The sequence below is a fragment of the Candidatus Cloacimonadota bacterium genome (assembly GCA_034661015.1).
Classification (GTDB): Bacteria; Cloacimonadota; Cloacimonadia; order JGIOTU-2; family JGIOTU-2; genus JAYEKN01.
This window is the reverse complement of sequence record JAYEKN010000116.1, coordinates 1-17687: the sequence shown is the minus strand read 5'-3', so window position 1 is coordinate 17687 and position 17687 is coordinate 1. Positions and strand designations below refer to the sequence as shown.

Annotated in this window: 17 protein-coding genes, 1 tRNA gene and 1 pseudogene; 16 read left to right on the top strand and 3 right to left on the bottom strand. The window is 34.3% G+C overall.

All coding sequences use genetic code 11. The annotated features are described in order from the left end of the window. Positions 1 to 537 precede the first annotated feature (537 nt). Both U9P79_04780 and U9P79_04775 read left to right on the top strand, forming a co-directional pair. Positions 538 to 819, top strand: a complete 282-nt coding sequence (locus U9P79_04780; protein ID MEA2103941.1) for an HU family DNA-binding protein — start codon at positions 538 to 540, stop codon at positions 817 to 819. A gap of 162 nt (positions 820 to 981) precedes the next feature. Beyond that, positions 982 to 1185 (top strand): hypothetical protein, encoded by a 204-nt coding sequence (locus U9P79_04775; GenBank protein MEA2103940.1) that lies wholly within the window; start codon positions 982 to 984, stop codon positions 1183 to 1185. A 182-nt stretch (positions 1186 to 1367) separates the two neighbouring features. On the opposite strand, the gene U9P79_04770 is transcribed toward U9P79_04775, so the two are convergent. Further along, positions 1368 to 1445 (bottom strand) — tRNA-Pro (locus U9P79_04770). Positions 1446 to 1571: 126 nt separating this feature from the next. Between U9P79_04770 and lon the strand changes: the two genes are divergently transcribed. From lon to U9P79_04700, 14 genes and pseudogenes are all read left to right on the top strand, one after another. Continuing rightward, a complete protein-coding gene (lon, locus tag U9P79_04765; protein ID MEA2103939.1) occupies positions 1572 to 3899 on the top strand; it encodes an endopeptidase La in 2328 nt (775 codons plus the stop codon). Between the two features lie 18 nt (positions 3900 to 3917). Continuing rightward, positions 3918 to 4160: a DUF4911 domain-containing protein gene (locus U9P79_04760; GenBank protein ID MEA2103938.1), complete on the top strand. Its 243-nt coding sequence runs from the start codon at positions 3918 to 3920 to the stop codon at positions 4158 to 4160. Further along, the gene (meaB, locus tag U9P79_04755; protein ID MEA2103937.1) at positions 4161 to 5126 is read left to right on the top strand and encodes a methylmalonyl Co-A mutase-associated GTPase MeaB; all 966 of its coding nucleotides are present in this window, start codon (positions 4161 to 4163) and stop codon (positions 5124 to 5126) included. It begins immediately after the preceding gene. Between the two features lie 6 nt (positions 5127 to 5132). After that, positions 5133 to 6374, top strand: coding sequence for a putative sugar nucleotidyl transferase (locus U9P79_04750; GenBank protein ID MEA2103936.1), 1242 nt, complete (start codon positions 5133 to 5135; stop codon positions 6372 to 6374). Positions 6375 to 6376: 2 nt separating this feature from the next. Further along, positions 6377 to 7630: a regulatory iron-sulfur-containing complex subunit RicT gene (ricT, locus tag U9P79_04745; protein MEA2103935.1), complete on the top strand. Its 1254-nt coding sequence runs from the start codon at positions 6377 to 6379 to the stop codon at positions 7628 to 7630. A gap of 19 nt (positions 7631 to 7649) precedes the next feature. Continuing rightward, positions 7650 to 8315: pseudogene (deoC, locus tag U9P79_04740) on the top strand (deoxyribose-phosphate aldolase). Between the two features lie 163 nt (positions 8316 to 8478). Then, positions 8479 to 10248: an aldehyde ferredoxin oxidoreductase family protein gene (locus U9P79_04735; protein MEA2103934.1), complete on the top strand. Its 1770-nt coding sequence runs from the start codon at positions 8479 to 8481 to the stop codon at positions 10246 to 10248. Positions 10249 to 10285: 37 nt separating this feature from the next. Beyond that, positions 10286 to 11719: an FAD-dependent thymidylate synthase gene (locus tag U9P79_04730; GenBank protein MEA2103933.1), complete on the top strand. Its 1434-nt coding sequence runs from the start codon at positions 10286 to 10288 to the stop codon at positions 11717 to 11719. 159 nt (positions 11720 to 11878) lie between these two features. Continuing rightward, positions 11879 to 13147 carry a hypothetical protein gene (locus U9P79_04725; protein MEA2103932.1) on the top strand — a complete coding sequence of 423 codons (1269 nt, stop codon included), beginning with the start codon at positions 11879 to 11881 and terminating at the stop codon, positions 13145 to 13147. Between the two features lie 90 nt (positions 13148 to 13237). Continuing rightward, positions 13238 to 13549, top strand: a complete 312-nt coding sequence (gene yajC, locus U9P79_04720) for a preprotein translocase subunit YajC (GenBank protein MEA2103931.1) — start codon at positions 13238 to 13240, stop codon at positions 13547 to 13549. Between the two features lie 2 nt (positions 13550 to 13551). Next, positions 13552 to 14082 carry a peptide deformylase gene (gene def, locus U9P79_04715; GenBank protein MEA2103930.1) on the top strand — a complete coding sequence of 177 codons (531 nt, stop codon included), beginning with the start codon at positions 13552 to 13554 and terminating at the stop codon, positions 14080 to 14082. A 54-nt stretch (positions 14083 to 14136) separates the two neighbouring features. Next, on the top strand, positions 14137 to 15084 hold the full coding sequence (fmt, locus tag U9P79_04710; GenBank protein ID MEA2103929.1) for a methionyl-tRNA formyltransferase: 948 nt from the start codon (positions 14137 to 14139) through the stop codon (positions 15082 to 15084). After that, the gene (locus U9P79_04705; protein MEA2103928.1) at positions 15074 to 15838 is read left to right on the top strand and encodes a DUF116 domain-containing protein; all 765 of its coding nucleotides are present in this window, start codon (positions 15074 to 15076) and stop codon (positions 15836 to 15838) included. The genes fmt and U9P79_04705 overlap by 11 nt, the downstream gene beginning before the upstream one ends. Before the next feature lie 265 nt (positions 15839 to 16103). Next, positions 16104 to 16820, top strand: a complete 717-nt coding sequence (locus tag U9P79_04700; GenBank protein ID MEA2103927.1) for a hypothetical protein — start codon at positions 16104 to 16106, stop codon at positions 16818 to 16820. A gap of 54 nt (positions 16821 to 16874) precedes the next feature. Here the strand turns inward: U9P79_04700 and U9P79_04695 are convergent, their stop codons facing one another. Then, positions 16875 to 17159: a T9SS type A sorting domain-containing protein gene (locus U9P79_04695; GenBank protein ID MEA2103926.1), complete on the bottom strand. Its 285-nt coding sequence runs from the start codon at positions 17157 to 17159 to the stop codon at positions 16875 to 16877. Positions 17160 to 17331: 172 nt separating this feature from the next. After that, positions 17332 to 17687: T9SS type A sorting domain-containing protein (locus U9P79_04690; protein MEA2103925.1), on the bottom strand; the 356-nt coding region annotated here is incomplete at its 5' end.

Here is a 17687-nt window from a genome sequence, read left to right as displayed (position 1 = left end):
AATTGAATCATTATACTTACATATTGCGAAGCGAAAATCGAAGACTGCAACGGCGTAGTTCGATAGAACGAAGCCGTGCAATCATTTTGGATCTGTAGCAAAATCGCTCAAAACTACGCCTTGGCAGTTCTGGGCTGTATTCCAATATTTTATTTCTAATTTTGAAATTGAATTATTTTTCCTATACACTACAAAGTAAGCAAAATCTTCGTAAGATCTCGCATTAAAAATAAATGTTTTGGAATATACGAAATTCTTGACATTAAATTCGTTAACCAATTTTTGTAATTCCAAATTAAATTGTTAATTAGTGTCCATCCGTAAAGGAAAATCTTGAGTTAAATTCCGTTTTTTTGAACTTGACTTAAGATTTTCCAACTCACAAATATAACGCTAATTAACTTAATAGATAATTTTTTCAATTAGTCACGGAATCAGGCTTCGTTACACTATGCCCAGACAGGTTGGTCCGTGACTTCTCGAGAAGGCTACTTTACGGATGGACACTAATTAGAATAAAATAATCCTGGAGGATTTATGACAAAAGCTGATTTAGTTCATGTGATTTCACAAGAAACTGGAATTATCTTAAAGGATACTAAGATAATCGTTGATTCCTTTCTTGAAAGTGTATCTAAAAGCCTTGTTGAAGGAAACCATATCGAATTACGAGGATTTGGTACTTTCAAGAACAAAGTAAGAAAACCTCGTATTGCTAGAAACCCAAATACACAAGAAGTACTTAACTTAGGTGAACGAGTTGTCCCAACATTTAAATTTTCCAAAGATGTTGTTGAACTGGTTAAAAACAATAATTAGAAAGGAGTCAGAATGCCAAGCGGCAAAAAAAAGCGAAAAGTAAAAATTAATAAGCATAAAAGAAAAAAAAGAAGACGTAAGAATCGTCATAAAAAGAAAAAATAAATATTAAATTTTTATTACTTTATTGGTAATCAAATTTGCATAGGAATTGAGGTATAAATGATTTTTAAAATATTAGCGAAGATTAGTGCTTTTTTAGCTGGAGTATTATTATTAATTGGATCTGTAGATAAATTGTTATTCAGGCACAGTAATATTTTTCCTTTTATGCAGCATGAAAGTTATTTTTTAGCTGCTAATCCGTTCATTTTGCTTGCCATACTTCTTTATATTGTTTATGCGGTAGATAAAAAAGATTCGTAAAGATAATATAAAACAACCCCAAAAATTGTTTAATTAAGTCCGGTTTGAAAATTAAAGAAAGTAGGAAATGTCTTCTTTAATTTATTTTCAAATTGGACTTAACGTTTTTTAATTTATAAAAGGAAAATCGAAAATCTACAATAGACAGGAAATAATTGGGAGTTTTTTAAATACAAGTAAAATGGTCGGGATGGCCGGATTTGAACCGGCGGCCTCTTCGTCCCGAACGAAGCGCGCTGACCGGGCTGCGCTACATCCCGAAAAGTTCCGCAAAACACACACTGCATACTTTTCATGTCAAGAAAATTAAAATATATTTTAGCACAATTTTTTGTGGATAGAAATTGCAATACAATAAAATCAATTCAGTAAAAAAAGGTAAATGCATGGATACTGAAAAAATAATTGAAAACGTCTTGCCTGTTATTCCGGCAAGAAATGTTGTTATATTCCCCAAAATGATCTTACCGATGGTAATTGGTAGAAGCAGATCAATCAAAGCGATTAACAAGGCTTTTGATTCTGACAAATTAATCTTGTGTGTTGCCCAGATTTCTTCCAAAACAGAAACGCCAAAGCAGGAAGATATTTATTCTACGGGAGTAGTTTGTGAAATACTTCAATTGCTGAAGATGCCGGATGGAACAATTAGTATTCTAATTGAAGGCTTACAGCGAGCTCAAATAAAAAAATTAATTGACGATGGGAAATACCTTAGAGCCGAGATCGAATTAGTTTTTATCCAAGAATTGGAAAAAAAATCTGAAAATGCTGCCCTAATGAAAACATTGGAAATTGAATTTAAAGAATATGTAAAATTTTCAAAATCATTTCCGGAAGAAGCTCTAATTGCCTATGAAAATCTTGATAGTGATAGGGACAAGGTAGATTTGATTACCGGAAATATTGATATGGAAATTTCTACTAAACAGGAACTTCTTGAAGTGCATTTGTTTGAAAGAATGATTCGCTTAATAGAAATGATATCAAAAGAAGTTGAGATACATAAAATCAGAAAAAAAATTGAATCGGAAGTGAAGAGTAAATTAAGTAAAACTCAGCGAGAATATTTTTTACATCAAGAAATTCAAACAATTAAGGAGGAATTGGGAGTCTTAAAAGATGAAACCGGAGAAGTTAATGAACTGAAGAAGAAATTCAAAAAATTAAAATTAAGTCCGGAAGCAAAAGAAAAAGTTTCACATGAATTAAAAAAATTGAAAAGAACCAACCCTATTTCTCCCGAATATTCTGTAAGTTTAAATTATCTTAATTGGATTGCAGATATGCCATGGGGTTCAAAAGGAAAAAAAAAATCATTCAAATTAGAGAAAGCGGAAAAAATTCTTGATATAGATCACTACGGGTTGAAAAAAGTAAAAGAACGTATTCTCGAGTTTCTTGCAGTTTTGAAAATTGCTAAAAAAGTAAAAGGACAAATTCTATGTCTTGTTGGTCCTCCCGGTGTGGGTAAAACATCGTTGGGAAAGTCTATTGCCAGAGCAATGAACAGGAGATTTGAACGACTTTCTCTTGGTGGAGTTCGTGATGAAGCAGAAATTCGTGGACATAGAAAAACCTATATCGGAGCAATGCCGGGTGTGATTGTTCGGGCAATGAAAAAAGCAGGTGTTCAAAATCCGGTTATTATGCTGGATGAAGTAGATAAAATGAGCACTGATTTTCGGGGTGATCCGTCCGCTGCCTTGCTCGAAGTTCTTGATCCGGAACAGAATTTTGAATTCCACGACCATTACCTCGAAATACCTTACGACCTTTCCAAAGTACTTTTTATTACAACTGCAAACACTTTATATTCCATCCCGATTCCTTTGCAAGACAGGATGGAAATTATAAAATTGCCAGGTTATACAGAGTTTGAAAAGGAGAAAATCGCAAAAGGATTTTTGCTTCCGAAACAGTTGAAAAATCATGGAATTTCAGAAAAGTTGAACGTTAGTTTTTCTGATAATGCAATTTTAAAAATCATTCGGAATTATACGAGGGAAGCCGGAGTGCGTGAATTAGATAGAAATATCGCCTCAATTTTGAGGAAAATAATTCGCGGATACCTAAAAAAAAAATCAAAGATAAATTTTGTTGTTAATTCAAAATCAATAATTAAATATCTTGGTGTGGAAAAATATCGCCGTCAGGATAATCATAAGAATAATCAGATTGGAGTTGCTAATGGATTGGCATGGACATCGGTTGGCGGAGAGATGCTTAATGTGGAAGCACTGCTTATTGATGGGAAAGGGACAATTTCTCTAACGGGAAAACTTGGCGACGTTATGAAGGAATCTGCGAACGCAGCTTTGAGTTATTCTCGAGCACACTATGAAGAATTCGGTATTGATAAAAATTTTTTCAAAGATAAGGATATTCATATTCATGTTCCTGAAGGTGCCATTCCAAAAGATGGTCCCTCTGCGGGTATTACTATCGCTTTGGCTCTAATTTCTGCTTTTTCCAAACGAAAGATTAAAGCTAATTTCGCTATGACAGGTGAAATTACCCTGATGGGAAAAGTGCTTCCTATCGGTGGATTGGAAGAAAAGCTCGTAGCAGCAAAAAGAGCAAGAATCGAAAATATTATCATCCCTAAAGACAATATTTATGAATTAAAAGAGGTTCGTAAACAGATCAAAAGGGGTTTGAATATAATCGCTGTTGAAAATATGAAAGAGGTTGTCAACCTCGCCTTGGAGTAATCTAATAGGTTCAAAATTATGAATTTCGAGAGAATATCAGAGAAAATAATTAGCGACGGTTCTACCGAAATTATGCTTAAAATCGGCTCAAAAGATTTGATTCTCCTTGGCTATATTTTGGAAGCTTTTGAGGGATTCTGTAATTTCACAACTGCGGATAGAAAGAAAATGCAAGTAAAAATCGTCGCAACCCAATATTATGTGAATGATATAAATAGAATTTTGACTTTTTTAAAAAAATTTAATCCAAATGTGTGTTAGATGAAAATTAAAGAGCAAACCGAGAATCTTATTAAAGGTGATTTTCGGGCAGCGGCAAAATTAATTACCTGTCTGGATGATAAAAAGATGAGTGCTGAAATCATTAAATTGATTCACCCTTATCGGAAAAAAAATTACGTGATCGGGATTACCGGAGCACCTGGTGCTGGGAAAAGCACACTCACGGATAAACTAATCAGATGTTTCCGTAAGCAAGATAAAACCGTGGGGGTGATCGCAGTTGATCCTACAAGCCCTTTTTCCGGCGGAGCAGTTCTTGGTGATAGAATACGGCTGCAAGATCACGCCACAGATGAAAAAGTTTTCATCAGAAGTATGGGCACCAGAGGTCATCTCGGCGGTTTGTCATCAGCTACAAATAATGCAATTACCATCTTATCGGTGCTTGGTTGTGATGTGATCATTCTCGAAACAGTGGGAGTGGGGCAATCTGAAGTGGAAGTTATGAAAGTTGCTGACTCTGTGATTCTGATTCTCACACCTGAAATAGGTGATAGCATCCAGATTATGAAAGCTGGAATTATGGAAATCGGTGATATTTTTGTTGTGAATAAAAGTGATAGGCTCGGAAAGGATAGAATCGTTTCCGAAATTAAAATGATGCGTGAACTTTCCAATAAAAAAACAGATTATCAATCCACAATCATCGAAACTGTGGCAAATAAAAATGAAGGCATTGAAAATTTATTCAAAGAAATTTTACTTCATAAAGATTATCTGTATTCAACAAATTTGATTGATATAAAACGCAAAAATCGTATTGAGAAAGAAATAGAAAATATTATCAATGATAAAATATTAGAAGAAATTAGTGCAAAGATGCTTTCGAAAGAAGATATTGCCCAAATTGTGGATAAGGTTTACAATAAAGAAATTGATCCATTCACAATGGCAAATGTTATTATCGAAAATTATATTTCCAAAAACATTATTGATAAAAGGTAAAAAATCATGAAACTAACAATTTTTGAAGATGAAAAATGGCAAAATTTTTTGCCTTTAACTTATACTCGTCCATCTTTTGACCTTAAATGTGGGATTTTAAAGCTGCGTCAGAAAGTGGAGCATTATTTCCCCAAAACAGAATCCACATATCTGATAAGAAAAGAATTGGAAGAATTTTATAAAGAAAGATTTCCGAATAAAGAAGTAAATTCATTACAAAGAGGAATTCATCTTTTCGTTAATGGTAGAATTCTTATTGATGATATAATTGCCCAAAAACTTCACCAACTGCCTATGAATACCGCTCTTTTTCATGAAGATGAGTGCGTTGCTTTTAAAACTATCATAAAAGTAAGTGGCGATTTTTTACCATCAGATATTAAAGAGTTATTAACCCAACTTTCTAAAGAAAAGACCAAAATTAAAACTATGCATCAAATTTGGGAATTAGTGGATTTGAACAAGGATGAAATTTTGAATGATAGTAAAAGGATTTTGCGAGAAAAAATAAATCACATTGTACCGGATTCCTCATACCATCTTGTAAATTTAGATGAAATTTTTGTGGGAAGTAATACTAAAATTGAGCCGAATGTTCTACTCGATGCTTCCGATGGTCCCGTGATAATTGATGATGGAACTACTGTTATGGCAAACACCGTTATAAAAGGTCCGACTTACATTGGGAAAAATTGTCAAGTAAAAATCGGAGCAAAAATTTATGAAGGTGTTAGTGTTGGTAAATTTTCGAAAATCGGAGGAGAAATTGAAGAAACGATAATTCAATCTTATTCAAACAAGCAACATGATGGTTTTTTGGGGCACGCCTATCTCGGAGAATGGGTAAATATCGGCGCCGATACAAATAATAGCGATTTGAAGAATAATTATAGGTATGTAAAAGCGTATGACTATCCGAGTAAGACGTTCATCTCTACGGACCTCCAATTTTTTGGTTTAATTATGGGAGATCATTCAAAGACTGGGATAAACACTATGTTCAATACCGGTTGTGTGGTCGGTGTAGGCTGTAATCTTTATTCTTCCGAACTATTTAGTGGTTTTATTCCATCATTCAGTTGGGGTAAGGGTTCAAAACTATCAGATTATAAACCTAACAAGATATTGGTTACAGCAGATATTGTAAAACAAAGAAGAGGTTTATTCCTTAGTAAAAACGAGGAAAAAATTCTTCACAATTGTTATAATTCATCAAAGCAGTTACGTAAGATATTTAATGGAAGATAAATATGAAAAAAATAGTTGAAGTACGATTTAAATTTGACCGAAGAGCATATTATTCAAACCCCAATGATATTCCGATCTATCTTAATGAATATGTGATTGTTCAGGCAGACAAAGGTGCAGATATCGGGAGAGTTTCCGCTTTCAATATATTTCCTGAGAAAATAAATGCAAAGCGATTTGTAATTTATGATATTATCCGAAAAGCGAATAAAGAAGACATTACTGCCCTTGAAAAAATACGAGAAAAAGAAGAAAATGCAAAAAAAGTATTCCTTAATATTTTGATCAATTTTCCATTTAACATGAAACTAATTGAGTCAGAATTTCAGTTTGATGGCAATAGATTGACTTTTTATTTCATGTCCGAAACGCGGATAGATTTCAGAACTTTTGTTCGAGAATTGGCAAAAGAATTTCGCACAAGGATTGAGTTGCGACAAATTAATTCTCGTCAACAAATGAAGTATCTCGGAGGAATTGGGCGTTGCGGAAGAGAACTCTGTTGCAAGAAGATGAACCTTTATACAAGCAAAGCAAATATTCAAATGGCTAAGTTGCAAAATTTTACTACAACAAATTCAAAAATTACAGGTTTATGTGGAAAAACTCTGTGTTGCCTTGCCTTTGAGCAGGAAGTTTATGAAGAAAAAGCTAAAGATTTTCCTTTAATTGGAGATTTTGTCAAATATGAGAACAAAAATACACGAGTTGTAAAAAATAACTATCTCAAATCCGAAGTAGTTCTTGCTGATGAAGATGGCATGAAATCCTCAATTACTCTTGACAAATACTTAAACCTATTAACCCGAAAAGAAGAGCCTGCTCAATCCAAAGAAAAAATTCAAGAAAAAACCCGGAAAAATAGAAAAAAATCAAATTATTCAAACTCAGAAAAGGATGACTCCGGGCACAAACAAAAACAAAAAAAGGATAATGAAAATGTCAGGCATGTAAAAAAATATCGTAAGCCCCCCAGTAAAACGCCCGTAACTTCAACATCAAAAAAGAGTAAAACCGGAGAAAAAAGAAAGAAAAAATTCAAAAGAAAATTCATGCGAAAACCAAAAACAGAGAAACAGAAAGTTGGAAATATTTTAAAAAAAAATTCCTCTAAATCGGATAATACTGATAATGTAAAACCCCAAAAGAAAAAGAAGTTTACCGGTAAACATTTTTCTTCCAAAAAAACCCTAATCTTTTCCAAAAAAAATATTAATAGAAAAAATGATCACAACAGTAATGAAAGGCGGGACTGAAATGTTTGATTCACAAAAAATGATTGCAAACTTGCCTAATATGATAGACCACACTGAGTTAAAATCCAATTCAGGTGAAAAAAAAATACTAAATCTTTGTAATGAAGCAAAAATGTTTGGTTTTTTTTCTGTTTGCATTAATACTGTTTTTACTAAATTTGCGAAAAAGCAATTGGAGGGAAGTGAAGTTATTGTTTGCAATGTTGTTGGATTTCCGCTTGGAGCTAATACAAGTAAGATTAAAGCGTTAGAAGCCGAAAATGCTGTTAATGATGGTGCAGAGGAAATAGATATGGTCATCAATGTGGGAGCGCTTACCGATAAACGGTACGATTTTGTAAAAGAGGATATTCGGCAAGTAGTGAAAGCAAGTGGCGATGAGCCTGTGAAAGTAATTCTGGAAACCTGCTATCTGACGGATGAGCAGATAATTACAGGTTGCAAATTAGCAGTTGAATCAGGTGCAAGATTCGTTAAAACTTCTACCGGATTTGGTGCATTCGGAGCTTTCCCACAGCATGTTCGTCTGATGAGGGAAACTGTTGGTTCGGAAATCGGGGTAAAAGCCGCTGGTGGTATCAGAAATTTTAAAGATGCTTACAGAATGATAGAAGCCGGTGCAAATCGTTTAGGTACTAGTGCTGGAGTTTCAATAGTAGAAACCGCATCATTGCTAAAGTATTCTTTAAAGTCCTGGCTCAAACCGGAAATTCCTTGTCATATTTGCCCATCGAGATATGCTTCCATCAGCAAACAACCCAAATCAGTTTATACATATTATAAAGAGAAATGTTTAACTTGTGAGCACGCAGAAAAATATAACAAATTTTATGAATGAAGGAGCTAAAATGAATGGCTGGATGGGAAAAATATTAAAAATAAATTTAACTACCGGAAAACAAGAAGAAATCAAAATTGCCGATTCGCTATTAAAAAAATATCTTGGAGGGAGAGGATTGGGCGTGAAACTTTATACTCAATTATGTTTACCGAGCATTGATCCGCTTTCTCCCGAAAATGCTTTGATTTTTATGACGGGTCCTGTTACGGGAACTGTTCTGACTTCCGGCAGATACCAAGTAATATCAAAATCTCCTTTAACCGGCACGATTTGCAATTCCAGCTCCGGTGGTATTTTTGGTGAAAGAATAAAAAGTGCGGGATTTGACGGTTTTATTATTACGGGGAAAGCAGAAAAACCGATTTATCTTCTTCTAACTGAAAATGGATTTGAAATAAAAAATGCAAAACACTATTGGGGAAAAAATACCCACGAAACTCGTGATGGAATAATCAGAGAAACTTTTACTAACGCTTCTGTTGCCTCAATCGGTCCGGCAGGTGAAAACCAGGTGTTGTTCGCAGCTATTATGAATGATAAAGATCGAACTGCGGGGAGAGGCGGAATGGGCACAATAATGGGCTCAAAAAATCTTAAAGCAATCGCTGTCCATGGGATGGAAAAAGTTGCGCCGCGCTATCCCCAAAAATTGAAAAAACTGCTTACCCGAATTGACAGATTAGTTGACAAAAATCCTATTACCGGCAAATCTCTAAAAGTACTTGGAACTTCTGTCTTGGTAAATATTCTAAATTCACATGGAATGTTTCCGACAAAAAATTTCCAATCTGGCGTTTTTAACGATGCCGAAGGTACCAGTGGTGAGAAATTGCAGGAAAGGTTTGTTACAAGCAAAAGTGCATGCTACAAATGTCCAATCGCTTGTGGAAGAGCCACGGCAACTAAAAACAAAAGCGGGGAAGGACCTGAATATGAAACCATGTGGGCTTTTGGTGCACAGCTGGGTAATAGCAACTTGGAGGTTATTGCAGAAGCAAATTATGCGTGCAATGAACTTGGTCTTGATACGATTTCTACCGGAAATACGATTGGTTGCGCTATGGAATTATCTGAACTTGGTGTTCTTCCTCAAAACCTGAAATGGGGCGACTCTGAAAAAATCGTTGATATCGTTAATGACATTGCTTATAAAAGAGGAATCGGGGAAGATCTTGCCCTTGGTTCAAAAAGACTTTCTAAAAAATATAAAAAGCCTAACCTTTCCATGCAAGTAAAAGGAATGGAACTTCCTGCTTATGATCCTCGAGGTGCTTTTGGACAAGGCCTTTCTTATGTTACTTCCAATAGGGGAGGTTGCCACATGCAAGCATATATGATCGGACCGGAAATCCTGGGACAACCAGTATTTATGGATAGATTTTCCTATGACGGAAAAGCGGAAATTGTTGCTCTAATGCAAAATGTTTCAGCATTCGTTGACTCGATGATCTTATGCAGATTTCTTCAATTTCCCTTTGGCATCTCCACTTTTACGGAAATATTAAATTGTGTAACCGGTTATGAATTCACTGATGACGAATTATTGGAAGTAGGCAAACGCATTTTCACTCTCGAAAGAGATTTCAATGTTAAAGCCGGTTTTAGCAGAAAAGATGACATTCTTCCCCAAAGATTTCTTTACGAGCAACTTACTGAGGGACCGTCCAGAAATCAAGTGATCGAATTAGATAGAATGCTTGATGAATATTATTCTATTCGCGGTTGGAACTCAAATGGAATTCCCTTACAAATGACAATAGAGAAATTGAAATTTTAGTATAAAAAGTGGATACATTCATATATTTGGAGAAAAATTGAAAGTAAATTTAGCAGGTTTTAACTTTGATGCAGATCAAATAATTAGATTTTCGAACTATTTGAAATTGAACTGTAAAGACAGCTTATTAAAGGCTGAGTTTGAGAAAATACTTTTTACACCCGAGACAATTTCAGCAGCGTATGCGCGGATCAGTCGTTCAAAAAAATCTGTTGATAAATTACGAGAAAATGCAATTGAAGATATTGAAAAAGCCCGAAAATCCAATCGTATGATTGTATTCGATATGGGACATAGTTCTATAGCAGAACATGCTGTTTTCAATTTCGATATCATCGGGATTTCCCGTTATCTAACTGAATATATTCAACGTACCCGCTTAGCCTCTTATACAGAAAAATCACAGCGATATGTAACCCTTGACGGAGATTTTGTGATACCGTCAGAATTGCAGAACGATGGGGATTTGGAGAAAGAATTTGTTGCTACTGTTCAGAAGCAAAATGAAGCGTATTTTGATATTTATCGAAGCATAAAAACTTATCTTATTTCCAATTCTCACTCAGAGAGTGTAGAGCATTTGGCAGAAAAGGCAAAACAAGATGCCAGATATATTCTTGCCCTTGCTACAAAAACTCAGATGGGCATGACAATAAACGCACGTAGCATTGAACGATTGCTAAAAAGATTATATGCATTAAATATAAACGAGGCTACGGATTTTGCAGATAAAATGTATGCAAAGGTTATGGCAATTGCTCCATCACTGATTCGATATACCAAACCATCCGCTTATGATAAACGCTTATACATTCGAGAAGAGACGGCTGATTTTAACAGCAAAATTGAAAGTGTAACCCACATTGATCATACCGAAGATATTGAAAATAAGATAATTTCGACCTTACTTTTTCGGAAAAATGGAAATGATTTTAGGCAAATTGCCAATAAAGTTCGGCAGATGTCTCATTCGGATAAAATGCGACTGATAAAGAATGAATTAAATGGGCTGGAAACGTGGGATGCACTTCCGCGTGCTTTTGAAATGGGAAATTTCACATTTCAATTGAAGATCAGTTCATCTTGTTTTGCACAATTAAAACGGCACAGATTGGCTTCAATTGTTGAATCGGATTATAATCCTAAATATGGGTTCACAATTCCAAAAACTGTTATCCGATCAGGAAATCAAAAAATATTTGAAAATATTATCAAAGACACAAATCAGCTTTATGGAAAATTGCAATCAAAAAATGTAAATATCAAAAATTATATTTTAACTAACTCGCAAAATAGGATTGTTTTATTCACTTTTAATCTGCGTGAATTATCACATTTTGCTCGCCTTCGTCAAGACAAACATGCTCAGTGGGAAATTCGTGATATAGCAGATAAAATTGTAGCACAATGCAAAGAAATTGCCCCGATTGTAACATCGGCTATTAGTGGAAAAGATATTTTCCACCCGTAACTCAATCATCCCTGATTGAGAACCGTAACCCATCATCCCTGATTGTGATTTAAACAAGTAACACAACAATAGCAAGAGAAATAAGGATATTTTCTCATTATCCTTGACGCTATATAACTTTTAAAATTAATTTCAATTCTTAATATGGAGAAAAGAAATATGCCGGAAAAAGATTTCACAGGACTACAAATCGTTGGATTTTATGAAAACAGTCAACTTTTAGAAACGGGAGTTGAGGAAGGAGACTGGATTGTTGAATATAATGGGGAACCAATCACAAATTCCAATCAAATAGATAATCTTAAAGTGCAGCTCCAGACTTCTCAAAATATAATTTTAACAATAAGAAAAGCAGATGGTGATGAAGAATATTACGAAATTTTACCAGGTGATTTGGGCGTTTACCTTACGGAAGTAAAAAAAAATCCAAAGGTTTTGCCGGATGCAAGGCGTATTGAAAATATTGATAGACTCGAAAAAAAAACAGGGATGGAAAATTCTCTATTCTATTCTATCCATAATATATTTAAGTATTTTGACTTACATTTGGAATTGGAACAAATATTTGTCTTCTCCGCATATCCATTCAGATGTCAATTTGCTTCAATAATTTCAAAAAACGTTTTTGATCCCACTGAAGGATTTGATTCTGCTTCTTTTTTGTTTGATAATTTAGATATTAAATATCGCCAATTTGATACTACTACATCATCTAAGAAAAAAATACATAACGAAATAATAAAAAGTGTTGACAATGATTTGCCTGTTCTTTCAAGAAATTGTTTCAATAATCAGGAGTGGGGGATAATTGCCGGTTATCAAGATAATAAATCCAAATTTTTTACAAGAAGTTTTTTAGATAATACGATTGAATATTCTATTGCTCCGAATTTTCCAAACAAAATTATTATTCTCGAAGAAGTGCCGGACATTTCCTGTTTTGAGGAAAACGATTATGCTGAACAGCACAAGAATTGTCTAATAAAGGCAAACAAGATCATCAATCTTGACAATTTTGGAAAGTTTTTTTTAGGAAACGAAAGCATCAGACAGTGGATAAATTTCTTGGAAAATGAAGAGTATTTTATTAAATTAGATGCTGCGGAATTCGATAAAATTTGTATGAATCACAAAGAAATATTTGCAAATTTTCAAATTAATTGCACTATTGCTATGAATTATTTTGAATCTTTAGTGGATAAATTTCCCGAATCCAAAGAACATCTGAGAAGATTGAAAAAATTTTTCCGGGCTGAATCTAAAATATTATTCGATTGTCAAAAAAAGATTCCATTTATTCACGATAAAGGATTACAAGATATTTGGACAGAAAATGCTAGAAAAAAGCAATCAATTGCTTTGACCAAAATTTTGAAAAAAAACAGGGAAATTCTTGCTGTTTTGGGTAAACTTCCTCTTATTCAATAAATTCAATTTTATATTATTGACACTAATATTACCATTCAAAAAAACGTCCTTACTAAATTAATAATTTAAAATCATTAAAGGAGAAAACTTATGTTCAATACATTATTATTCGCAGAAGGTGGTGCAGATACTACTTCACAAGCCGGTGGTGGAATTCTCGGATTTCTGCCAATTATCATTATGTTCGTCATTCTCTATTTCCTCATTATTCGTCCTCAACAAAAAAAACAAAAAGATGTGGCTAAAATGCGAGATGAATTGCAGAAAAATGAAAAAGTCGTTACAAACGGTGGAATAATCGGCACTATTTACAGCATCAAAGGTGATGTGGTTGTACTTAAAGTGAACGAAGATGTAAAAATCGAAATTCAAAAATATGCAATCGCAAACAAAATTAAATAATTATGATCGAAAAAATTCGGTTTTATGGCGATGAAGTTCTTCGGAAAAAAGCGAAGACTATTGAAATCATTGATAAAAATATTAAGGAAAAGGTTAACAATCTCATCGAAACTTTGGAGTCACGTGATGAGTTTGCTCTGGCTGCCCCACAAGTTGGGTATTCTCTCCGTATGTTTATAATGCGAAATTTGTGGGAAGAAGATCCCAAAAAAGTAAAAACGATGCTTTTTATTAATCCCGAGTTGTTAGAATTCGATGGGATGCTGCATGAACCCGAAGGTTGCTTGAGCTTTCCGGGAATTTTTGAAAAAGTTAAACGCGCTAAATCAATAAAATTTAAAGCACAGGATATTAACGGAAAATGGAAGCATTATACTGCCGAAGATCTTTTTGCTCGGGGTGTTCAGCATGAATATGATCACCTCGAGGGCATTTTGTTTATAGATAAAATAAATCCTCTTAAAAGAAAATTATTGCATGGTAAACTTAAAAAAATTGCTGAAACTACGAAAAATGGTGTGAATATAGGCTAATTTACTAAAATTGATTCAGCAAAATTTTATTTTCAACACTAACAATTCTGCTTCATGAGAAGAATAAAAAATATTATTTTTATGGGAACACCACAATTTGCTGTTCCAACTCTCAAAGCACTCGTTGAAAATAAATTTATTCCAAAATTGGTCATTACTCAACCGGACAAAGAAAAAGGTAGAGGACGAAAAAAATCCTTCTCGCAAGTAAAAGAAATAGCAATTGAGCACAATCTCCGGATTCTTCAACCTGAAAAAATAAATACTAATTCAATCCGAAAAAAAATACAGGATATTAATCCCGATATCATCATTACAGCAGCTTACGGAAAAATACTCGGACGGAAAATACTCGCAATTCCTCGTTTGGGTTGTATCAATCTCCACCCTTCACTTCTACCAAAATATCGAGGACCGTCCCCGATAAATTGGGCTTTGTTCAAGGGTGAAAAACTAACAGGAAATACCGTGTATTTTATGAATGAACAAATGGATGCCGGAGATATAATTCTTCAAAAAAAAATTCCCATTTTACCAACCGAAAATTACGGTTCGCTAATTACGAAAATGAGTGAAGAAGGTGCAAATGACGTTTTAAAAGCAATTTCACTCATAGATACTGAATACGTAAGGAAAATCTCGCAAGATCATTCAAAGGCGTCATATACGAAATTACTCGATAATAATATTTGCAGGATTGACTGGACAAAATCTGCGTTGGAAATTAATAATCTTATTCGCGGACTTGCTCCGTATCCGGCTGCTTTTTCTGAACTTGAAGGGATGAAGATTAAAATTCTAACCGCTCAAGTTATTGATGCTAAAAAATTCAATCCCGGGGAAATAATCAATGTAAAAAAGAATATAGGCTTTACTGTTTCTACCGGCTCGAAAAGTTTACTCATAACGGAAATAAAACCACAGGGAAAAAGAAAAATGACTGCATATTCTTACTCTCTTGGGCATGCTCTAATCGGAAAAAAATTTGATAATGCCAAATAATAAACCCGTTTCCAAAGCATATTTTTTGTGGTTTTCTGCCATTAGTCTTCTGATTTTGATGGTTTTGGTAACTGCATTATGGTATTTCATATCCCCTAGATTACACGAATTTAATCCAGCCTTACCTTTTATTTTACTTTCTGCACTACGCATTTTTTTCTTTATTTTGGTCATCGGCACCATCCTTGTTTTAATGACATCATTATTTGAAAAAAATTTTCTCATTGCAAATTTGGCTGTGAAATTGTTCATTGTTATTGTTTACCCGATGGTAATGATTCTCAGTTCGATATTGCATTTTTCAAAAGAAAAAATTAACGAGTCATTCGTTAGTGTAAATGATTCACTTATCAAAGCCTTGACACCGAGGTGCAAACCCAGTGAGGTAATTATTTTGCTTCCGCATTGCCTTCAAGATACATCCTGCAAACTTCGTATAACGGTTGATCCGAATAATTGCAGACGCTGCGGGAAATGCACGATAGGTTCAATCCTTTCTCTTGCCGAACAATACAAAGTGGAAGTTTTTATCGCTACCGGTGGTACAATTGCCAGACGGATAATTCAGCAAACTCGACCAAAATTAATAATTGCTGTGGCTTGCTATCGTGATCTCGTTTCAGGGATTCAAGATGTGTTTCCCCTTAAAACATTTGGAATTTTAAATATTCTTCCTCATGGTCCGTGTGTTGATACAACTGTTGAGGTGGGAAAAATTGAGGAAGCTTTACGAAAAGTTGTTAAAATGGATTAAATAGTGTTCATCCGCAAACTCGCATTTTTGAAATGATTCTCCGAATGTGATTCGACGCAGATAAACACTGATTATGCTGATGAACGCTGATATTACATTTTTTACAAAAAAAATTTATCTTGCGAAAATCGGTTTTTTCAGCGTGATGTTGTTTATCACATTCATCTGCGTCGAATCCCTACTTTACGGACAGACTCTAAATATATTCGTGAACCTAAGAAAACTTAAGTGAATCCCCCAACTTGTAAACAAAACAATCAAAACTATGAAAAAGTTCTCTTCGATTTTTAAATTTATTTTTCTTATCTCAATTTTTTTTCTTTTTTCATCTCGTCTTTCCGCAGAAAAATTTCACCTGCTTTTTCTCTCGAACACAAAAAAAGATTCGCTGATGATTTCTCAAACCGATTCTTTAATTGAAAATTCCAATAATCTTGTGTGTATTTTTGCCAAATTTCAGAAAGAACTAAAATTTCCGCATGAAATAGTTTTTTTTAATCCCAAACTATTTGATGATTTAGTTGATAGCTCCGAGATAAAATATCCCCCGATTATTTGCTCCAATGTTCGCAATAAAGCAGATTCCAGCCTGTTTCGATTTGAACCATATAAAATTGTTGAATTGTCCGACACGATGAAAATTGGAATCATTTCACTTGTTACACCCGATTTTCCCCACCTTTTCCCAAAATCATCCGAGCAATTTTCTTTTCGTTTGAATATTTTTGACTGTGCAAAAGAGGTAATTGCTGAATTAATAAAGCAAAATGTGAATTTCATTATTGCAAATAATTTTCTTGGGAAATACCTCAGCAAAGAACTTAGTTTAAGAATTCCGGAAATTGATTTTACTGTAGATTCATTTGAGAAAATACCAGAACAATATATTCGGAAAACATATAATAATAGGGGAATTCTCTTGCTGAATTACGATAAATTTTCTTGGTTAGAATTTGTTGTTGACATTCATCAGGACAAGTAAACCGGATTACAGTATTTCAGAAATAAGTTTCTTTGATAATTTTGTAAAACTTGCTTATCTAAAGAGTATCATTTTCTTCACCATTGTTTTCTCTGCTGTTTCTATTTTATAGAAATAAACTCCTTGAGCAACTTGTTTTCCCTGCTCATTTTTCCCTTCCCAGATAGCAGAATATTTCCGTATTCCGTATTCCGTAATCCCGTTTTCCGTTGCTTTTAGCGTTTTAACTTTTTGCCCTTTTATATTGAATATTTCGATTTGCTGATTTTCGGCTATGGGGGATTTTGTGGTGAAGGAGATTGTAGTGGAGGTGGCGAAGGGATTGGGAAGATGCGCCATGCTTTTCAACACGACTTCGGGTTTGCAACTTTACATTCCGATTCGAACACCAATGGATGGCGGATAAGCCTACCCCGTAAAATACATTTTGTTGTCTATTTCTACAGGGTCTGGATTTTTTAGGAATTCGAATCACGCCATTTTTTTTGGCTGGACTTGGGTTGCGACAAAATTAAAATTTTATTATACGTTTTACCGCCTTTTGCTTATCATCCACAACTAACTTGGCAAAATAGGCTCCGTTGGACACCGGATAGCCATGCCTATCTAATCCTTTCCAGTTTGCATGAAAATTGCCGGGAGAGGAATAGGCATCTAAAAGCGTTATAACCTTTTGCCCTTTGATATTGTAAATTGTTAGATTTACGATTCCGGTTTGGGGAAGTTGAAAAGAGATAACAGTTTCATTGCGAAAAGGATTGGGTGCCGAGGTTAATCTTATTCTTTCATTCATCGGTTCTTCTCCGACGGCATATCCCGGCCACTCATAGGCTCCCATATCTACTGTTTCCCCGTAGATTCTGGGAT

Excerpts from the sequence above, each read along its gene's own strand:
- U9P79_04780 (MEA2103941.1), top strand. The coding sequence starts at position 538 with ATGACAAAAGCTGATTTAGTTCATGTGATTTCACAAGAAACTGGAATT.
- U9P79_04775 (MEA2103940.1), top strand. The coding sequence starts at position 982 with ATGATTTTTAAAATATTAGCGAAGATTAGTGCTTTTTTAGCTGGAGTA.
- lon (MEA2103939.1), top strand. The coding sequence starts at position 1,572 with ATGGATACTGAAAAAATAATTGAAAACGTCTTGCCTGTTATTCCGGCA.
- U9P79_04760 (MEA2103938.1), top strand. The coding sequence starts at position 3,918 with ATGAATTTCGAGAGAATATCAGAGAAAATAATTAGCGACGGTTCTACC.
- meaB (MEA2103937.1), top strand. The coding sequence starts at position 4,161 with ATGAAAATTAAAGAGCAAACCGAGAATCTTATTAAAGGTGATTTTCGG.
- U9P79_04750 (MEA2103936.1), top strand. The coding sequence starts at position 5,133 with ATGAAACTAACAATTTTTGAAGATGAAAAATGGCAAAATTTTTTGCCT.
- ricT (MEA2103935.1), top strand. The coding sequence starts at position 6,377 with ATGAAAAAAATAGTTGAAGTACGATTTAAATTTGACCGAAGAGCATAT.
- U9P79_04735 (MEA2103934.1), top strand. The coding sequence starts at position 8,479 with ATGAATGGCTGGATGGGAAAAATATTAAAAATAAATTTAACTACCGGA.
- U9P79_04725 (MEA2103932.1), top strand. The coding sequence starts at position 11,879 with ATGCCGGAAAAAGATTTCACAGGACTACAAATCGTTGGATTTTATGAA.
- yajC (MEA2103931.1), top strand. The coding sequence starts at position 13,238 with ATGTTCAATACATTATTATTCGCAGAAGGTGGTGCAGATACTACTTCA.
- def (MEA2103930.1), top strand. The coding sequence starts at position 13,552 with ATGATCGAAAAAATTCGGTTTTATGGCGATGAAGTTCTTCGGAAAAAA.
- fmt (MEA2103929.1), top strand. The coding sequence starts at position 14,137 with ATGAGAAGAATAAAAAATATTATTTTTATGGGAACACCACAATTTGCT.
- U9P79_04705 (MEA2103928.1), top strand. The coding sequence starts at position 15,074 with ATGCCAAATAATAAACCCGTTTCCAAAGCATATTTTTTGTGGTTTTCT.
- U9P79_04700 (MEA2103927.1), top strand. The coding sequence starts at position 16,104 with ATGAAAAAGTTCTCTTCGATTTTTAAATTTATTTTTCTTATCTCAATT.
- U9P79_04695 (MEA2103926.1), bottom strand. The coding sequence starts at position 17,159 with ATGGCGCATCTTCCCAATCCCTTCGCCACCTCCACTACAATCTCCTTC.